The organism is Hyphomicrobium sp., assembly GCF_020852195.1.
Lineage (GTDB): Bacteria > Pseudomonadota > Alphaproteobacteria > Rhizobiales > Hyphomicrobiaceae > Hyphomicrobium_C.
The window spans coordinates 1-16,167 of sequence record NZ_JADZBI010000198.1 but is presented as its reverse complement, the minus strand read 5'-3'; the positions used below and the strand labels follow the sequence as shown (position 1 = coordinate 16,167).

Annotated in this window: 16 protein-coding genes and 1 pseudogene; 8 read left to right on the top strand and 9 right to left on the bottom strand. The window is 65.0% G+C overall.

What is annotated here, in order from left to right; genetic code table 11:
• The first annotated feature begins 2 nt into the window (after positions 1 to 2).
• From IT540_RS16850 to leuB, 3 genes are all read left to right on the top strand, one after another.
• Positions 3 to 647 (top strand): 2,3-bisphosphoglycerate-dependent phosphoglycerate mutase, encoded by a 645-nt coding sequence (locus IT540_RS16850; protein ID WP_291180609.1) that lies wholly within the window; start codon positions 3 to 5, stop codon positions 645 to 647.
• Complete coding sequence (locus IT540_RS16845) at positions 637 to 1,233, top strand: DUF4337 domain-containing protein (protein WP_291180607.1); 597 nt, start codon at positions 637 to 639, stop codon at positions 1,231 to 1,233. The genes IT540_RS16850 and IT540_RS16845 overlap by 11 nt, the downstream gene beginning before the upstream one ends.
• 256 nt (positions 1,234 to 1,489) lie before the next feature.
• Positions 1,490 to 2,605, top strand: a complete 1,116-nt coding sequence (gene leuB / locus IT540_RS16840; protein ID WP_291180605.1) for a 3-isopropylmalate dehydrogenase — start codon at positions 1,490 to 1,492, stop codon at positions 2,603 to 2,605.
• Between the two features lie 200 nt (positions 2,606 to 2,805).
• Here leuB and IT540_RS16835 read toward each other — a convergent pair whose 3' ends face one another.
• The 7 genes from IT540_RS16835 to mnmG all read right to left on the bottom strand — a co-directional run bounded on the left by IT540_RS16835 (position 2,806) and on the right by mnmG (position 9,378).
• Positions 2,806 to 3,060 (bottom strand): hypothetical protein, encoded by a 255-nt coding sequence (locus IT540_RS16835; protein ID WP_291180603.1) that lies wholly within the window; start codon positions 3,058 to 3,060, stop codon positions 2,806 to 2,808.
• Positions 3,061 to 3,286: 226 nt separating this feature from the next.
• Positions 3,287 to 4,294 (bottom strand): type I pantothenate kinase, encoded by a 1,008-nt coding sequence (gene coaA / locus IT540_RS16830; protein WP_291180632.1) that lies wholly within the window; start codon positions 4,292 to 4,294, stop codon positions 3,287 to 3,289.
• 10 nt (positions 4,295 to 4,304) lie between these two features.
• Positions 4,305 to 4,649, bottom strand: coding sequence for a phosphoribosyl-ATP diphosphatase (locus IT540_RS16825; protein WP_291180601.1), 345 nt, complete (start codon positions 4,647 to 4,649; stop codon positions 4,305 to 4,307).
• A gap of 346 nt (positions 4,650 to 4,995) precedes the next feature.
• A complete protein-coding gene (locus tag IT540_RS16820; protein WP_291180599.1) occupies positions 4,996 to 5,898 on the bottom strand; it encodes a ParB/RepB/Spo0J family partition protein in 903 nt (300 codons plus the stop codon).
• A gap of 36 nt (positions 5,899 to 5,934) precedes the next feature.
• Positions 5,935 to 6,759, bottom strand: a complete 825-nt coding sequence (locus tag IT540_RS16815) for a ParA family protein (protein ID WP_291180597.1) — start codon at positions 6,757 to 6,759, stop codon at positions 5,935 to 5,937.
• 4 nt (positions 6,760 to 6,763) lie between these two features.
• Positions 6,764 to 7,507: a 16S rRNA (guanine(527)-N(7))-methyltransferase RsmG gene (locus IT540_RS16810; protein WP_291180595.1), complete on the bottom strand. Its 744-nt coding sequence runs from the start codon at positions 7,505 to 7,507 to the stop codon at positions 6,764 to 6,766.
• Positions 7,504 to 9,378: a tRNA uridine-5-carboxymethylaminomethyl(34) synthesis enzyme MnmG gene (mnmG, locus tag IT540_RS16805; protein WP_291180594.1), complete on the bottom strand. Its 1,875-nt coding sequence runs from the start codon at positions 9,376 to 9,378 to the stop codon at positions 7,504 to 7,506. The genes IT540_RS16810 and mnmG overlap by 4 nt, the downstream gene beginning before the upstream one ends.
• A 286-nt stretch (positions 9,379 to 9,664) precedes the next feature.
• On the opposite strand from mnmG, the gene IT540_RS16800 reads away from it, so the two are divergent.
• Positions 9,665 to 10,102, top strand: a complete 438-nt coding sequence (locus IT540_RS16800) for a hypothetical protein (RefSeq protein WP_291180592.1) — start codon at positions 9,665 to 9,667, stop codon at positions 10,100 to 10,102.
• A gap of 206 nt (positions 10,103 to 10,308) precedes the next feature.
• Complete coding sequence (locus IT540_RS16795) at positions 10,309 to 10,674, top strand: hypothetical protein (protein WP_291180590.1); 366 nt, start codon at positions 10,309 to 10,311, stop codon at positions 10,672 to 10,674.
• A 94-nt stretch (positions 10,675 to 10,768) separates the two neighbouring features.
• Here IT540_RS16795 and mnmE read toward each other — a convergent pair whose 3' ends face one another.
• Positions 10,769 to 12,121, bottom strand: a complete 1,353-nt coding sequence (gene mnmE, locus IT540_RS16790) for a tRNA uridine-5-carboxymethylaminomethyl(34) synthesis GTPase MnmE (protein ID WP_291180588.1) — start codon at positions 12,119 to 12,121, stop codon at positions 10,769 to 10,771.
• 84 nt (positions 12,122 to 12,205) lie between these two features.
• Here mnmE and IT540_RS16785 point away from each other — a divergent pair, with 84 nt between their 5' ends.
• The 3 genes from IT540_RS16785 to IT540_RS16775 all read left to right on the top strand — a co-directional run bounded on the left by IT540_RS16785 (position 12,206) and on the right by IT540_RS16775 (position 15,766).
• On the top strand, positions 12,206 to 14,236 hold the full coding sequence (locus tag IT540_RS16785) for a thioredoxin domain-containing protein (RefSeq protein WP_291180586.1): 2,031 nt from the start codon (positions 12,206 to 12,208) through the stop codon (positions 14,234 to 14,236).
• Between the two features lie 131 nt (positions 14,237 to 14,367).
• Positions 14,368 to 15,303, top strand: coding sequence for a sterol desaturase family protein (locus IT540_RS16780; protein ID WP_291180584.1), 936 nt, complete (start codon positions 14,368 to 14,370; stop codon positions 15,301 to 15,303).
• A 133-nt stretch (positions 15,304 to 15,436) separates the two neighbouring features.
• Positions 15,437 to 15,766 carry a YciI family protein gene (locus tag IT540_RS16775; RefSeq protein ID WP_291180582.1) on the top strand — a complete coding sequence of 110 codons (330 nt, stop codon included), beginning with the start codon at positions 15,437 to 15,439 and terminating at the stop codon, positions 15,764 to 15,766.
• A gap of 46 nt (positions 15,767 to 15,812) precedes the next feature.
• On the opposite strand, the pseudogene IT540_RS16770 reads toward IT540_RS16775, so the two are convergent.
• Positions 15,813 to 16,167: pseudogene (locus IT540_RS16770) on the bottom strand (transcription termination factor Rho); the annotation flags it as partial.

The window sequence follows — 16,167 nt, the reverse complement described above, 5'->3', positions numbered from 1 at the left end:
CCATGAAGAACACGCTCGTGCTCGTGCGCCATGGCGAGATCGAATGGAACAATAAGAACATTTTCACCGGCATTCGCAATCCGGACCTGACCGACAAGGGCCTCATCGAGGCCGTGTGGGCGGGACGTGTTCTCAAATCCGAAGGCCTTCGCTTCGACATCGCCTTCACGAGCAAGCTGAAGCGTGCCCAGCATACGCTCGATATCATCCTCGGCGAGATCGGCGGCGAGATACCGGAGGTGATCGAGGATCCGGCACTCAACGAGCGCGATTACGGCGAGCTGTCCGGCCTTAACAAGGACCAGGCGCGCGAGCGGTGGGGTGAGGAGCAGGTGCTGTCCTGGCGTCGCAGCTACGACATGCCGCCCCCCGGCGGCGAGAGCCTCAAGGACACGGCCGCACGCGTCCTGCCCTACTACCATGAGCACATCTGGCCGCAACTCGCGGCAGGCAAGAACGTGCTCGTCTCTGCGCACGGCAACTCGCTTCGCGCGCTGATCATGGACCTCGAGAAGCTCACGCCGGAGGAGATCCTCGACCGTGAGCTGGCCACGGCTGCGCCCCAGGTCTATCGCCTGACGGAAACCGGCGACGTCGCGGAGCACCGCGAGCTCGTGCGCTCCGAGGGCCGTGACGATGGCATTTGAGGACCTCGGCCGCGAAGCCGCCGAATCGAGGCAGCGCCGGCGCGATCGCTGGATCGGCGTCTACATCGGCGTGCTTGCCGTCATTCTTGCCGTCTGCGCCATGGGCGGCGGCAACGCCGCCAAGGACGCGAACCGCAAGAACGTCGAGGCGACCAACATCTGGGGCTTCTTCCAGGCCAAGAACATGCGCCGCCACACGCTGCGCCTGCAGGTCGACGAGCTCGAGCTGCAGCTTGCGAACGATGCCTCACTGTCCGAGCCCGCGCGCGCGGCGATCCGCGCCAAGATCGAGAGCTACCGCGAACTCGACAAGGAGCTGACCTCCAACCCCAAGAGCAACGAGGGGCTCGACGAGCTGTTCCATCGCGGCAAGGCGCTCGAAGCCGAGCGCGACATCGCCGCCAGCAAGGACCCCTATTTCGACTACGGCCAGGCTCTCTTGCAGATCGCCATCGTGCTGGCCTCGGTCGCGATCATCTCGGGCGGCACGGCCGTTCTCGTCGCCAGCATCCTGGTTGGCATCGTCGGCGCCCTGATGACGCTCAACGGCTTCACCCTCCTCCTCTCCATCCCGTTCATCGGCTGAACTTCGACGTATCGGGACTCGGGCCTTTGCCGGAGTGACGGAGCAAGGGCGAGTGGTCTCCATTCAACCAACGTCATCCCGGCGCAGGCCGGGACCCGGACACGCCTCCACCCCACACGGCGCTTGGGCAACCGTGTTCGAGTCTGTCCGGCTCGGTTCCAAGCCTGCCGCATCGACGACCGACCGGCTTGCCCCCGGTTCGCCGGCACGCTAGTACCGCGCCAGCAAAGATCCCTCCGAACGGACACCCCACATCATGACGACGCACAAGCTGCTCCTTCTGCCGGGCGACGGCATCGGCCTCGAGACCATGGCCGAGGTCGAGCGCATCATTGCGTTCTTCAACACGCGGAGCGGCAAGACGATCTTCGAGACCGAGAACGATCTCGTCGGCGGCGCCGCCTACGATGCGCACGGCGTCGCCGTCACCGACGACTGCGTCGCCACGGCCAAGGCGGCGGACGCCGTGATCTTCGGCGCCGTCGGCGGCCCCAAGTGGGACAAGGTCCCCTACGCCGCGCGTCCCGAGGCCGGCCTGCTGCGCCTTCGCAAGGATCTCGGCCTGTTCGCCAACCTGCGCCCCGCCATCTGCTATCCCGCGCTCGCCGATGCCTCATCGCTCAAGCGCGAGCTGGTCGAGGGCCTCGACATCATGATCGTGCGCGAGCTCACGGGCGGCGTCTACTTCGGCGAGCCGAAGGAGATCGTGACCCTCGAGGACGGCCAGAAGCGCGCCGTCGACACCCAGCTCTACACCACCCACGAGATCGAGCGCATCGCCAAGGTCGCCTTCGACCTCGCGAGGAAGCGCGGCAACAAGGTGCATTCCGCCGAGAAGCGCAACGTCATGAAGACGGGCGTGTTGTGGAACGAGGTCGTGACCGCGACCCACAAGTCCTACGCGCCCGATGTCGAGCTGCATCACATCCTGGCCGACAACTGTGCCATGCAGCTCGTGCGCAACCCGAAGCAGTTCGACGTCATCGTCACCGACAACCTGTTCGGCGACGTGCTGTCCGACGAGGCTGCGATGGCGACGGGCTCGCTCGGCATGCTGCCCTCGGCCTCCCTCGGCGCCGTCGACGAGTCGACCGGCAAGCGCCTCGCGCTTTACGAGCCCGTGCACGGCTCGGCACCCGACATCGCGGGCAAGGGGCTCGCCAACCCGATCGCGACCATCGCCAGCTTCGGCATGGCGCTGCGCTACTCCTGCGCCATGAGCGCGGAAGCGGACCTGATCGACAAGGCGATCGCCGGCGTGCTCGCCGACGGCTACCGCACCGGCGACATCATGCAGCCCGGCATGCGCCAAGTCGGCACGAGCGAGATGGGCGGCGCCATCCTCGCCAAGCTGAGCGAGCTTGCGGCCTGAGCGGCGATAAAAGGAAAGGAAGGGTGGAGCAGCGATGGTCAGCCACCTTTCCTCGATCGGTTTTGCGGCCGAAACGCTTGCGTCTCCGCACACGCGAGGATCACCGAACGACCACCGGGTGCAATCCGCCAACGAAAAGGCGGCCCTCCTGAGAGAGCCGCCCTGCGGCGCGAGACAAACGGGAAACGTGATCCCCTCGCTTAGTCCTTCGTGATCACGAAAACATTGAAATCTTTGTCGAGGCGGAAGTCGTACTGGCCGGCCTTGCACTTGACGTCCTCAGCCTCGAAGACTCCGGTGCCCTCGGTCTCCTTCTCGTAGGAGCCGCCCTCGCAACCCCAGGCTGCGACCGCTTCCTTGATCTTCGCCGCCTCATCGTCGGTCGGCTTGTCGTCGGCAAAGGCCGCGCCCGTGCAAAGGGCCACAGCGGCGACGACAGCGAACATGCGCTTCATGGATTCTTCTCCTCGAAAGTATAGTGATCGGGAACCATTCCCTATTTCGTTGCTGCGTCGCAGCAAGTCTAGAGGGAAAACTTCCCGATTTAATCCGGGAACGCGCAAACCGTTCCTGTCACGAGGATATTTTTTACACTTTCCCGGGGATCGAAAGCCGCCCCAACCTCCGGTAGCGAAAAGATTGGGAAGCAGATTCTTCAGCGCGTGCCCTAAAATTTGGCACCTAAAGTTTGCGCAGTGCAACAGTGCTCACGCTGTGGTCTTCGACCTTGCGCAGGATAAGGCGCGCGCGCGGCCGCGTCGGCAGGATGTTCTCGGTGAGGTTCTTGAGGTTGATCGTGCGCCAGATCTCAAGCGCGCGCGCGATCGCATTGTCGTGCGTCAGCGTCACGTAGCGGTGGAAGAACGACGCCGGATCGCGGAAAGCCGTGCTGCGCAGACGCATGAAGCGCTCGACGTACCAGGCTTCGATGAGCGCCGGATCGGCGTCGATGAAGATCGAGAAGTCGATGAAGTCCGAGACGAACGGCCCGGCATCGCTTCCACGGTGCACGTTGGCCGGCTGCAACACGTTGAGCCCCTCGACGATCAGGATGTCGGGCCGCTCGATGAGCGTCTTCTGCCCCGACAGGATGTCGTAGTGGAAATGCGAGTAGATCGGCGCCTCGATGTGCTCCTTGCCGCTCTTCACGTCGGCGAGGAAGTTCAGGAGCCGCGCCGTATCGAAGCTCTCCGGGACGCCCTTGCGCTCCAGCAGGCCGCGCGCCTCGAGCTCGCGGTTGGGATAGAGGAAGCCATCGGTAGTGATGAGATCCACGCGCGGATGATCCGGCCAGCGCGCGAGCAGGGCCCGCAGCACGCGGGCCGTGGTGCTCTTGCCCACCGCCACCGACCCGGCGACCCCGATGATGAACGGCACCTTGCAGTCGGTCCGCCCGAGGAAGGTCGAGCTGACGGCATGCAGCTTCTGCGCGGCAGCGACATAGAGATTGAGCAGGCGCGAGAGCGGGAGATAGATCATCTCCACTTCCTCGACGGAGAGCTCGTCGATGATGCCTGACAGCGCCTCGAGCTCTTCCGGCTCGAGCGTCATCGGCGTGTCTGCGCGCAGTTTCGCCCACTGCTCGCGCGTGAAGACGCGATAGGGAGAGAATTGAATCTCGGGGGCTCCCGCCCCGACCAGCTCCAGGCGCGGGGTGTCCCGCACCGATGCCGCCTTGTCCCGCAGTATCATGCGCGGCTCACCCGGAAGCCTGTCCGGCCTCTCCACTGCCTCGGGCCGCCTTCTCGGCAAGCCCCGACTGTCGCGTGCGGCTCTCCAGCACGGCCAGCACGTCGTCGAACGCGACGTCCCGCACCTCGAGCAGCACCAGCAGATGATAAAGCAGATCTGCCGCTTCCGCACGCAGCGCGTCGTCGCTCTGGCAGGCCCCGGCGATGACCGTCTCGACGGCCTCCTCGCCGAGCTTCTTCGCGCACCGCTCAGGCCCGCCGTCGAGGAGCTGGCGCGTATAGGATTTCTCCGCCGCCTCTTCGCGCCGGGCCCGGATCGTCGCCGCCAGCCTGGAAAGAACATCGTCGCTCATGCCGAAAACCTTCGAATGTCTCTCTCCACCGTGCGAGCGAAGCATCGCTTCGCCCACCATGGGAGCTGGTGCGAAATCCCGACAGGTCCTGCGGATAGGTTGGCCGCAACACTCCAACGTCGCGCAAGCGGAAAATTACGTGGGTCCCGACCTTCGTCGGGAGGACGTCGAGAGGAGGCAGACGGCGCCCGCATAACAGATCATCTCGGCGCAGACCGGGATCCACGCCAGCGTCCTCAACCGCCACGTCGGCAGGATCCTCGTGCGAGGGCGCAACCTGCGCCATAAACACCGTGTGCGCCGATGTCCAGCGCCGAGCAGGCCGGACGCTTAACGCGCTGCGCCCTCAGCCGCCGGGCGTACCGATCAGGCGCATGCGGATATAGTCGAGCTGATCGAAGTTGCCGTACTTGATGACGAGATTGCCGCTCTCGCCGGAGCCGCGCTTCACCTCGACCTTGAGCCCGAGCGTATCCGCGAGCTCCTTCTCGAAGGCCTTCGTATCCGGGTCCTTCTCGCGCGCCTTGCGGCCGCCGCCCGTCGATCCGGCGATGCCAATGGGCCCGGTCTGGACCAGCGCCTCCGCCTCGCGCACGTTGAGGTTTTCGCTGAGAATTCGCTGCGCCAGCGCCTCGGCATCCTCGCGCCCGACCAGCGTGCGCGCATGCCCCGCCGTGAGCTTGCCCTCCTGCACGAACGCCTGCACCGCCTCGGGCAGCTTGAGCAGGCGCAGCGTGTTGGCCACGTGGCTGCGGCTCTTGCCGATGATCTCCGACACCTGCTCCTGGCTGTAATCGAAACGCTCGATCAGCTCGCGATAGCCGTTCGCCTCCTCGATCGCGTTGAGGTCGGCGCGCTGCACGTTCTCGATGATCGCGAGCTCGAGCACCTCCCGATCCGAAAGGTCCCGCACGATGACCGGCACCATGTGCAGGCCGGCCTTCTGCGACGCGCGCCAGCGCCGCTCACCGGCCACGATCTCGAACGCCTGCGCGTCCTCGGGGTGCGGCCGCACGATGATCGGCTGCACGAGGCCCTTGGTGCGGATGGACTCGGCAAGCTCCGCCAGATCCTGCTCCGCGAAATCCTTGCGCGGGTTGAAGCGACCGCTCCTGAGCTGCGCGACAGGGCACATCCGCTGCTCGCCCTCGACGGGCAGCCGCGACGGGTTGCTGCTCTGCGGCCCCTCCCCGATCAGCGAGGCCAGACCCCGCCCGAGGCGGCTGCTCTTGGGAAGCGGTGAGTTCATGGGATAGGGACCTGTTCTTTATGTATCTTCAGACGCTTACGCCGCTTTGTTCTGACGCTCGCGCTCAATGATCTCGGTCGCGAGGCGGATGTAGGCCTGGCTGCCTGCGCAGTCGTAGTCGTAGAGCAGGATCGGCTTGCCGTGCGAGGGCGCCTCGGCTACCCGCGTATTCCGCGGAATGACCGATTCGTAGACCTTGGGCCCGAAGAAGGCCCTCACCTCCTCCGCCACCTCGCGCGACAGTGTCGTGCGCGCGTCATGCATGGTCAGCACGACGCCCTGGATCTCGAGGCTCGGATTGAGCGTGGCCCGAATCTGGTCGATGCTCTCCTTGAGCTGCGAAATACCTTCTAGCGCGAAGAACTCGCACTGCACTGGCACCAGCACGGCGTCCGCCGCCGCCAGCGCGTTGAGCGTCAGGATGTTGAGCGACGGCGGGCAGTCGATCAGCACGTACTTGAAGGCCTGATCTGCGGGCTTGGCCTGCAGTTGCGCCGCCAGCGCGGCGACCGCGTCGCGCAGCTTGTAGGCCCGGCCAGCCTCGCCCGAGAGATCGGTTTCGAGCCCGACCAGATCCTGGTTGGCCGGAACCACCGAAAGGCCCGGAATGGCCGTCGGGACCGCCACGTCCTGCAGGCTCGCGGTCCCCATCACAGCGTCATAGGAGGTACGCGAGCGGCCCTCCGCGGGCACCCCGAGGCCCGTTGAGGCGTTGCCCTGCGGATCGAGGTCGATAACGAGCACGCGCTCGCCGATCGCGGCAAGCGCGGTGCCGAGATTGATTGCTGTAGTCGTCTTGCCGACGCCACCCTTCTGGTTGGCGATGGCCAAGGTCCTGAGTTTCTGAGCCGGGCCTGTCACGGGACTAACCCTCCGTCCTCGCAGCCAAATTTCGCACGATCACGATACGCGCCTGAGCATCCGTCAGACTGGGGGCGAGCGCAGAATCGAAATCGAATCGCTTTTTCGCCTCCTCCACTTCTACCTCGGCTTCACGACCCTTCGGAAACAGACCCACCGTCTGGGGAGAAAAAAACGGCTGAACGAGCCCCAGGAGCTTCGGCAGGGGTGCCAACGCGCGTGCTGTGATCACGCTGTTTATCCGAGACTTAGCCTGAGTCGCGGCATTTTCGCTCCGTTCGGCGCGAATCTCCACAGCAACGCCCGTTTTTCGGGCCACCTCGGCCAGGAACGCCGCCTTGCGGGAATCGCTTTCGATGAGGGTCATGCGCGCCTCCGGATCCCGCTCCGCCAGCATAATGGCCAGCACGAGCCCGGGGAAACCTCCGCCCGACCCCAGATCGAGCCACCTTTTTCCTCCCTGGGCGTCCGCTGCGTCCTCTATTTCCCCTCCCCCTTGTGGGGGAGACCGGGAGGGAGGAGGAAAAGAGGGCGGCGGCGCCAGCCCCAACGCCAAAAGCTGAGCCGAATCCGCGAAGTGCCGGTGCCAGACCTCGCCCAGCGTGGCCGGCGAGACGAGGTTGATGGTCCTCTGCCAAGTCTTGAGCAGCGCCTCGTAAGTCGCGAGCCGGTCGAGCGTTTCACGTGAAACGCCAAAGGCTTCCTGGAACGCCTCGGCCGTATCGATGCGGCCGCCGGCCGGCCTCATGACGCCCGCTTCCGCTGCGTTTGCTTCTTGACCGCCGCCAGGATGAGCAGGAGCGCCGCCGGTGTCATGCCCTCGATGCGGCCCGCCTGCGCGAGCGTCGCCGGCCGCTGCTGCGCGAGCTTCTGGCGCAGTTCCGCCTTGAGACTCGGCAGAGTTGCATAGTCAAAGGCGGACGGAATCTCGACTCCCTCGTCCTTCTTGAGCGCCGCCACATCGACTTCCTGCCGCCGGACGTAGGAATCGTAGCGCGCGTCGATTTCGATTTGCGCCGCGATTACGGGATCGACTTCAGCAAGCTCAGGCCAGATATCAGCAAGACGTCGGAACTTCATGTCAGGATAGGACAGAAGTTCGAACGCGGTTCGCCGCCGTCCGTCCTTGTTGATTTCGATTCCGTTTCGTTCCGCTTCGCGCGGTGTGAGCGTTTTTTGAGAAAGAACATGAGAAAGAGACAATAAGTTATTGTTTTTAATAGAATACAGCCGTGAACGAAGCGCGGACACGCAGCCAATGTTCTCACCCATCGGCGTCAAACGTTGATCCGCGTTATCCGCCCGCAGCCGCAGGCGAAATTCCGCGCGCGAGGTGAACATGCGGTAGGGCTCGGTGACGCCGCGCGTGACGAGATCGTCGATCATCACGCCGAGAGAGGCGTCCGCGCGCGAGACGACGAAGCTCCGCTCCCCGCCGCCGGCCTTGAACGCGGCGTTGATGCCGGCCGCCACGCCCTGCGCGCCGGCCTCCTCATAGCCCGTCGTGCCGTTGATCTGCCCAGCCAAGAACAGCCGCTTGAGCCGCTTCGTCTCGAGCGTCGGCAACAACTCGCGCGGATCGACATAGTCGTACTCGATGGCGTAGCCCGGCCGCTTGATCACCACGCGAGAGAGCCCCGACAGCGTCTTCAGAAACGCCTCCTGCACCTCGGCCGGCAGCGAGGTCGAGACGCCGTTCGGATAGACCGTGTCGTCGTCGAGACCTTCCGGCTCAAGGAACACCTGGTGCGCCTCGCGGTCGGCGAAGCGCACCACCTTGTCCTCGATCGACGGGCAGTAGCGCGGCCCGCGCGAGGCGATCTGCCCCGAGTACATCGGCGAGCGCGCGAGGTTGGCGCGGATGATCGCGTGCGTGGCCGCGTTGGTGGACGTGATGGCGCATGTGACCTGGCGGTTGGTGATCCGCTCGGTCAGAAACGAGAACGGCACCGGCTCCGCGTCCGCCTCCTGCTGCGGAAGCGCGTCCCAATCGATGGAGGCGCGCGCGAGCCGCGCCGGCGTGCCCGTCTTGAGCCGCCCCATCCTGAGGCCGAGCCCGTAAAGCCGCTCGGAAAGCTTGAGCGCGGGCGCATCGCCGACCCGCCCCGCTGGTTGAGTTCGATCACCTAAGTGAATGAGACCATTTAGAAAAGTCCCAGTTGTCAAAACCACCGCGCCGGCCCGGATCTCCTCGCCCGCCTGCGTGATCACGCCGCCCACCTCGTCGTTGGCGACGATGAGATCCTCGACCGCGCCTTCGATCACGGCGAGCCCAGGCGTTTCGTTGATCGCCTGCTGCATGGCGCGCTTGTAGAGCTTCCGGTCCGCCTGCGCGCGCGGCCCCTGCACGGCCGGCCCCCGCGAGCGGTTGAGCAGCCGGAACTGGATGCCGGCCGCATCGGCGACGCGCGCCATGAGCCCATCGAGCGCATCGATCTCGCGTACGAGGTGCCCCTTGCCGAGCCCGCCGATCGCCGGATTGCAGCTCATCTCGCCGATTGTCTCGAAGCGGTGCGTGACGAGCGCGACGGACGCGCCCATGCGTGCGGCGGCCGCGGCCGCCTCCACGCCCGCATGCCCGCCGCCGACGACGATCACATCGAAGTTCCGCCCGGCCATCCGCCGATCAATCCAGTTAGACCATGATCGCTTCGGACCCTATCAGTCCGAAGCGTGAATCATCGGTCTCATCAAAGAGGAGCCGCATGATCGCGGAGAGATACAGGACGCCCGCATGCGGGTCAAAGCGCGGCAATGACGGCCCGAGCCCGCACGCATCACCGGCGCACCGTCATTTCATGTGGAAACGGAGGACAACGCACACCTTCCGCGCCGGCAGATCTTGGCTGCGCCACTTTGCGAGCCAACGCTCGACCCTGCTCACCACGGTCGGGGGAATGCAGGAATGCGTAAGGTCTGTGTGGCGTCTGTCGCGGTGCTTACGCTTTCCGCCTGTGCCGGGCGCGTGCCGCAGCCGGCCCCGCTGGTTCTGGTGTCGGATCGACAACTCGACTGCACGGCCATCGAGGCCGAGACGCGCGTCAACAATCAGCGCATCTCCGACCTCGCCATCGAGCAGAGCTGGAAGGTGGGCCAGAACGTCGCCGCCGGCATCGTCGGCTTCATGGTCTGGCCGGCCTGGCTGGGCCTCGACTTCCAGAACGCCGCCGGCAAGGAGGCCGAGGCGCTGTCTCAACGCAACATGTATCTGCTCGCGCTGGCCAAGGATCGCTGCGGTCCGCCGACCCAGACCGCGCGCGCGGCGACCGATCCCCAGCCGCTGCTGTCGCCCCTCGCCTCCAACGCCGAGATCCTGTCGACGCTTAGCCTCGCGAGCCATTGATCGTTTCGCAGTGATTCACGTGAAACAATTGATGCCGCTTTTGGACCCCCGGAATGGATTCACGTGAAACATCCCTCAAAAAATTGGGGGTGCTCATGGTTTTGTGTGGATATACCCATGAGCCCTCAAATTCATTCCGCCCAGTGACTTGTTGATCAGGATCCTTCGCTTCTACCGTCCAAGAACATTTTCATCGGGGACGGGCCATGTTCAAAATCATAATGGGATGCCTTTGTATCGTTGTGCTTGGTGGCTGCGCGGGTCGCGCACCGCAATTGACGCCGGTGGTGCAGGCAGTCGATCAGCATCTCACCTGCGAGCAGATTCAAGCTGAGGCAAAGATCAACAACGATAGAATTTCCGATCTCGCCACAGAACAGGGTTGGAAAGTCGGACAGAATGTTGCCGCAGGGGTAGTAGGGCTCTTTATCTGGCCTGTCTGGTTTGGCATGGACTTTCAAGACGCCGCAGGCAAGGAAGCCAAAGCGCTGTCGCAACGCAACGAGTACCTGATGACATTGGCGCAGACACGCTGCGGACCACCTATGCAAACCGCCAGTATTCCACGCTGAGCTGTTTCTGATTCACGTGAAACACGTCATGCCGATCCGGCGCCGAAATGGATTCACGTGAAACATCGCATGCCGCTGCGATAACGCGCGCCCGCTACTTCCCGATGCAGAAGCGGCCGAAGATGTGGTCCAACACATCCTCGACATCGACGCGCCCCGTGATGCGCCCGAGCGCGTCGGCCGCGCGCCGCAGGTCCTCGGCCCGCAGCTCCACCTCATGCGATGATCCCGCGAGGAACGCCTCGAGGCTCTCGCGGCAGGCCTCCACCAGCCGCCGGTGACGGACCTGCGTCATCACCGGCTCGCCCTGGTGACCGATGCGCTCATGAGCGATCACCGTCAGCCGCTTGATCAGATCCTCGAGCCCCGCGCCGGTCTTCACCGACAGCGGCACCATGTCGTCCGGCAGCGCCGGCGCGCCGTCCCCGTTCGAGAGCAGATCGATCTTGTTGAGCACCAGAAGCGTCCGGTCGGCAACCGCCGCCAGCTCCGCAGGCAGCACGGTCTGCGGCGCGCCCGCTTCCGTGAGCCAGAGCGCGAGGTCCGCCGCCTCGGCCGCTGCCTGGCTGCGCCGCATGCCCTCGCGCTCGATGGCGCCCTCCGTCTCCCGGAACCCCGCCGTGTCCGAGACGATGACGGGCAGCCCAGCGAGATCGAGCCGCACCTCGATGACGTCCCGCGTCGTGCCCGCCTCCTCCGACACGATGGCCACATCGCGGCGTGCGAGCGCGGTGAGCAGGCGCGACTTGCCCGCGTTGGGCGGACCGGTGAGCGCGACGCGGAACCCCTCGCGCAGGATCTCGCCGCGGTGACCGTCATCGAGGTGACGGATGACCGCTTGAGCGATCACCGTGATGATGGATGTCGCGTCGGCGAAGGTCTTGGCGCCGATGTCGCCTTCATCGGCGAAATCGAGTCCCGCCTCGATGAGTCCCATCGCCTCGATCAGGCTCGCCCGCCAGCTCTCGTAGAGATCGGAGAGCGCGCCGGAGGCCTGCGCAAGCGCCTGGCGACGCTGGCCGTCCGTCTCCGCGTCGATGAGATCCGCGAGTCCCTCGACCTCCGCCAGGTCGAGCCTCCCCGCCTCGAACGCACGCCGCGCGAACTCGCCGGGCTCCGCCAGCCTGAGCCCCGGCAGCACGCCGAGCGCCGCCAGCACCGCATTCACCACGGCGCGCCCGCCGTGCAGGTGGAGCTCGGCGACGTCCTCGCCAGTGAAGCTGGCCGGGCTCGGAAACCACAGCACGACCCCGCGGTCGAGCTTCTCGCCGGTCTCGGGGTGACGGATAAAGCGCCCGACGGCCCGGCGCGGGGCAGGCCGCGGCCCCGCCATGAAGTCGACCACGCGCCCGGCTCCCGGCCCGGAGACGCGCACGACGGCCACGCCGGCGCGTCCCGGCGCGCTCGCCAGCGCGAAAATTGTCGACTCCGACGGCTGGGCTTTCATGACGGGGACTTTACTCTGAACGCCTGAGCGCGCATTTGCGACTTATCAAGAAACGGCAGCGCGCCCGAACCGCAGGACCATACCATGAGCCGCAACCGCCTCGGCGACGAGAGCAGCCCCTACCTGATCCAGCACCGGGACAACCCCGTGCACTGGTGGGCTTGGGGACCCGAGGCGCTGGCCGAGGCCAAAAGCACGGGCAAGCCCATCCTCCTCTCCATCGGCTACTCCGCCTGCCACTGGTGCCACGTGATGGCACACGAGAGCTTCGAGGACGAGACGACGGCGGCGGTGATGAATGACCGCTTCGTGAACATCAAGGTCGACCGCGAGGAGCGCCCCGACATCGACGCCATCTACATGGGCGCCCTGCACCGCCTGGGCCAGCAGGGCGGCTGGCCGCTGACCATGTTCCTCGACAGCGAGGCGCGTCCCTTCTGGGGCGGCACCTATTTTCCGAAGGCCCCCACCTACGGCCGCCCGGCGTTCGTCGACGTGCTGACGCGCATCTCCGACATCTACCGCAACGAACCGGACAAGGTGGCCAACAACGCCGAAGCCCTGATGAAGGCACTCGCTGAGGAGTCGGATTCGGGAGCGGGCTTTCATGTCACCGATCAGATCCTGCGCGAGGTGACGGTGCGTCTCGCACGCGCCGTCGATCCGGTCCACGGCGGCATCGCCGGCGCGCCGAAGTTTCCGCAGTGGAGCTTCTTGTGGATGCTTTGGCGCGGCGCCATCCGCTACGGCCACGAGCCTGCCAAGGCCGCGGTGGTGAAGACGCTCGAGCGGATGAGCATGGGCGGCATCTACGATCACCTGGGCGGCGGCTTCGCACGCTACTCGGTGGACGAGCTCTGGCTGGTCCCGCACTTCGAGAAGATGCTCTACGACAACGCGCTGCTGATCGATCTCATGACCGAGGTCTGGCGCGAGACGCAGAGCCCTCTCCTGCAAGCGCGCATCGCCGAGACGATCGACTGGATCGCGCGTGAGATGATCACCGACGGCGGCGGCTTTGCCGCGGCCCTTGATGCCGATTCCGAAGGCGAGGAAGGCAAGTTCTATGTCTGGTCACCGCAGGAGATCGAAACCGTCCTAGGCCCCGACGATGCCGCCTTCTTCAACCGCGCCTACGACGTCACGCCCGAAGGCAACTTCGAAGGCCACACGATTCTGAACCGGCTCGCCGCCGAAGGCCTCGGCCCACCGGAGGAGGAAGCAAGGCTCGCCGCCCTGCGCACGAAGCTGCTGGCCGAGCGCGCGAAGCGCGTACGTCCCGGCTGGGACGACAAGGTGCTCGCCGACTGGAACGGGCTCGCGATCGGCGCGCTGGCGCGTGCAGGTATCGTGTTCGATCGTCCGCAATGGGTGACCATGGCGCGCGAAGCCTTCACCTTCGTCACGCAAAAGATGACCGGTGCCGATCGTCTCCTTCACGCCACCCGTCACGGGAAGGGACGCGCCCCCGCCACCGCCGGCGACTACGCCAACATGATCTGGGCCGCGCTACGCCTCTACCAGGCCACGGGAGAGCCCGACGACCTCGCACAGGCCATTCGCTGGATCGACGTCCTCGATGCGCACTACTGGTCGGACGATGCCGGCGGCTACTTCACGGCGGCCGACGACACGCAGGACGTTATCGTTCGCCTGCGGACGGCAACCGATGACGCCACCCCTTCCGCCAACGCGACCATGGTGGCCAATCTCGTGGCGCTTGGAACCCTCACCGGCGAGCCGCGTTACCCCCAACGGGCAGAAGTTATTCTGCAAGCGTTCTCAACGGACTTAGCACGCAACCTCGGCGGACATACGGGCCTGTTGGCTGCGGCAATAGACCTCTTGTCCCCACAACTCGTGGTGCTGGTAGAAGGCGGCGATAAGGTCGGCGACACCCTGCAAGCCGCGTTGAGCGGCCTCTCGGTTCCCGGCGCTCTGGAGATCAGGGTGAAAGGCGCAGTTGGCGAGGTCGGCCCGCCCGCGTTGCGCGGTAAATCAACAGACGACGGAAGATCAACCGCGTACGTCTGCTCGGGTCCGCAATGCTCGTTGCCTGTCACGACTGCGGGTGATCTGCGGCGTCTTGTCCTCGACGTTCGATCGATTGTCTAGGATCAAGGTTTCTTACCGAGGAAGTAAAGAAAAATGCTGTGAAATCCGTGTTTAGCATAGCTAAACTTCCGGCGAGCGAAGCATACGCCTATAAGCGTATGAAAAGTCGGAAAAGTTGAGATGAGGTCTGCATGACGTCGGGATTCGCACGGGCAGTCGTCCGCTACGGCTACTTCCCCTTCATGTTTCTCGGGCTGAACGGCGCCGCCTATTACGTCGTCGTCAACGGCCATTCCTACGCCTGGATCGGGCTCCTGCTCGTGATTGCGATCGGAACCGCGTTCGCGGCCGAGCGCATCCTGCCGTGGTATGAGGAGTGGAACCACTCCCACGGCGACGAGCACACCAATGTCGTGCACGCCATCGTCTACGAGCTGCAGAACCTCAACGGCATCCTGACGATTCCGCTCATGGGCTGGCTGTTCTCGGGCGGGCTCAACGCCGGCATCTGGCCGCGCGACTGGCCGATCTGGGCACAGCTCCTGATGGCCATCGTCCTCGCCGACTTCGCGCTCATGTACCTTCACTACCTGAGCCACCGCTTCTCGTTCCTGTGGCGGCTGCATGCGGTCCACCATGGCGTATCGCGGCTTTACGGCTTCAACGGCCTCGTCCGCCACCCGCTGCACCAGGTCATCGACATGGTCCTCGGCACGGCGCCGCTCGCCATCGCCGGCATGCCGGTCGAGGTCGCGCTGCTTCTGGGCTTTGCCATCTCCGTGCAGCTCATCATCCAGCACTCGAACGTCGCCTACGCGTTGGGACCGTTCCGGAACCAGCTCTCCATCGGGCAGATTCACCACCTGCACCACGTCAACTGGGGCAAGGAGGGCGACTGCAATTTCGGTCTGTTCCTGACCATCTGGGACCGCCTGCTCGGCACCTTCCATCCCGAGCCGCCGCGGCCGATCACGGCCGGCGACATGGGCATCGACGAGGTGCCCCAGTTCCCGAAGGGCTATGTCGAGCAGCTCGTGTTCCCGATCCACTACAAGCCCGGGCAGGGCCAGCCCCAGCCGATGACGGCCGCCGCCAAAGCCCGCGCCCTCCACGACGCCGCGGAATAGAACCCGGACCACACCGAATCCGAAGGGCCATCCATCGCTGGGTGGCCCTTTCTCGTTTTGCCCGCCTGTGATTTGTCGGAACCGGTCCGCCTCAATCGTCCTAGGCCCGCATCAACCAAGCAACAGGTGCCGCATGAAGTACATGATGTTCGTCACGATTGACGATGATCCCAAGGTGCATGGCAGGAAACCCGCAGGCGCCGAGGCCTGGATTGCCGAAGCCGGAGACAGGCGCATCACGGGAGACAGGTTGCGGCCGACATCGGAGGCCAAGATCGTTCGTGTCCGCGACGGCACAACGATCGTGACGGATGGCCCGTTTGCGGAGTCGAAGGAAGTCATCGTCGGATTCGACATCCTCGAGTGTGCGAGCTTCGCGGAAGCGATCGAGATCGCATCGAAGCATCCGATCGCAACGGTGGGCGCCCTCGAGCTGCGGGCCTTCTGGCCGTTCGAATCCTGAATGCGAAAAGAAGAAAGGCCGCACCGCCGCCTTCCTGGATGTTCGATCAGGTGTTCATCGACTGGAAGAACTCGCCGTTGGTCTTGGTCGAGCGCAGCTTGTCGATGAGAAACTCGATGGCGTCCATGGTGCCCATCGGGTTGAGGATGCGCCGCAGCACGTAGACCTTCTTGAGCTGGTCCTTCGGCACCAGCAGGTCTTCCTTGCGCGTGCCGGAGCGCGCGACGTCGATGGCCGGAAACACGCGCTTGTCGGAGACCTTGCGGTCAAGAATGATCTCCGAGTTGCCGGTTCCCTTGAACTCCTCGAAGATGACCTCGTCCATGCGGCTGCCGGTGTCGATGAGCGCCGTGGCGATGATGGTCAGCGACCCGCCTTCCTCGATGTTGCGCGCCGCGCCG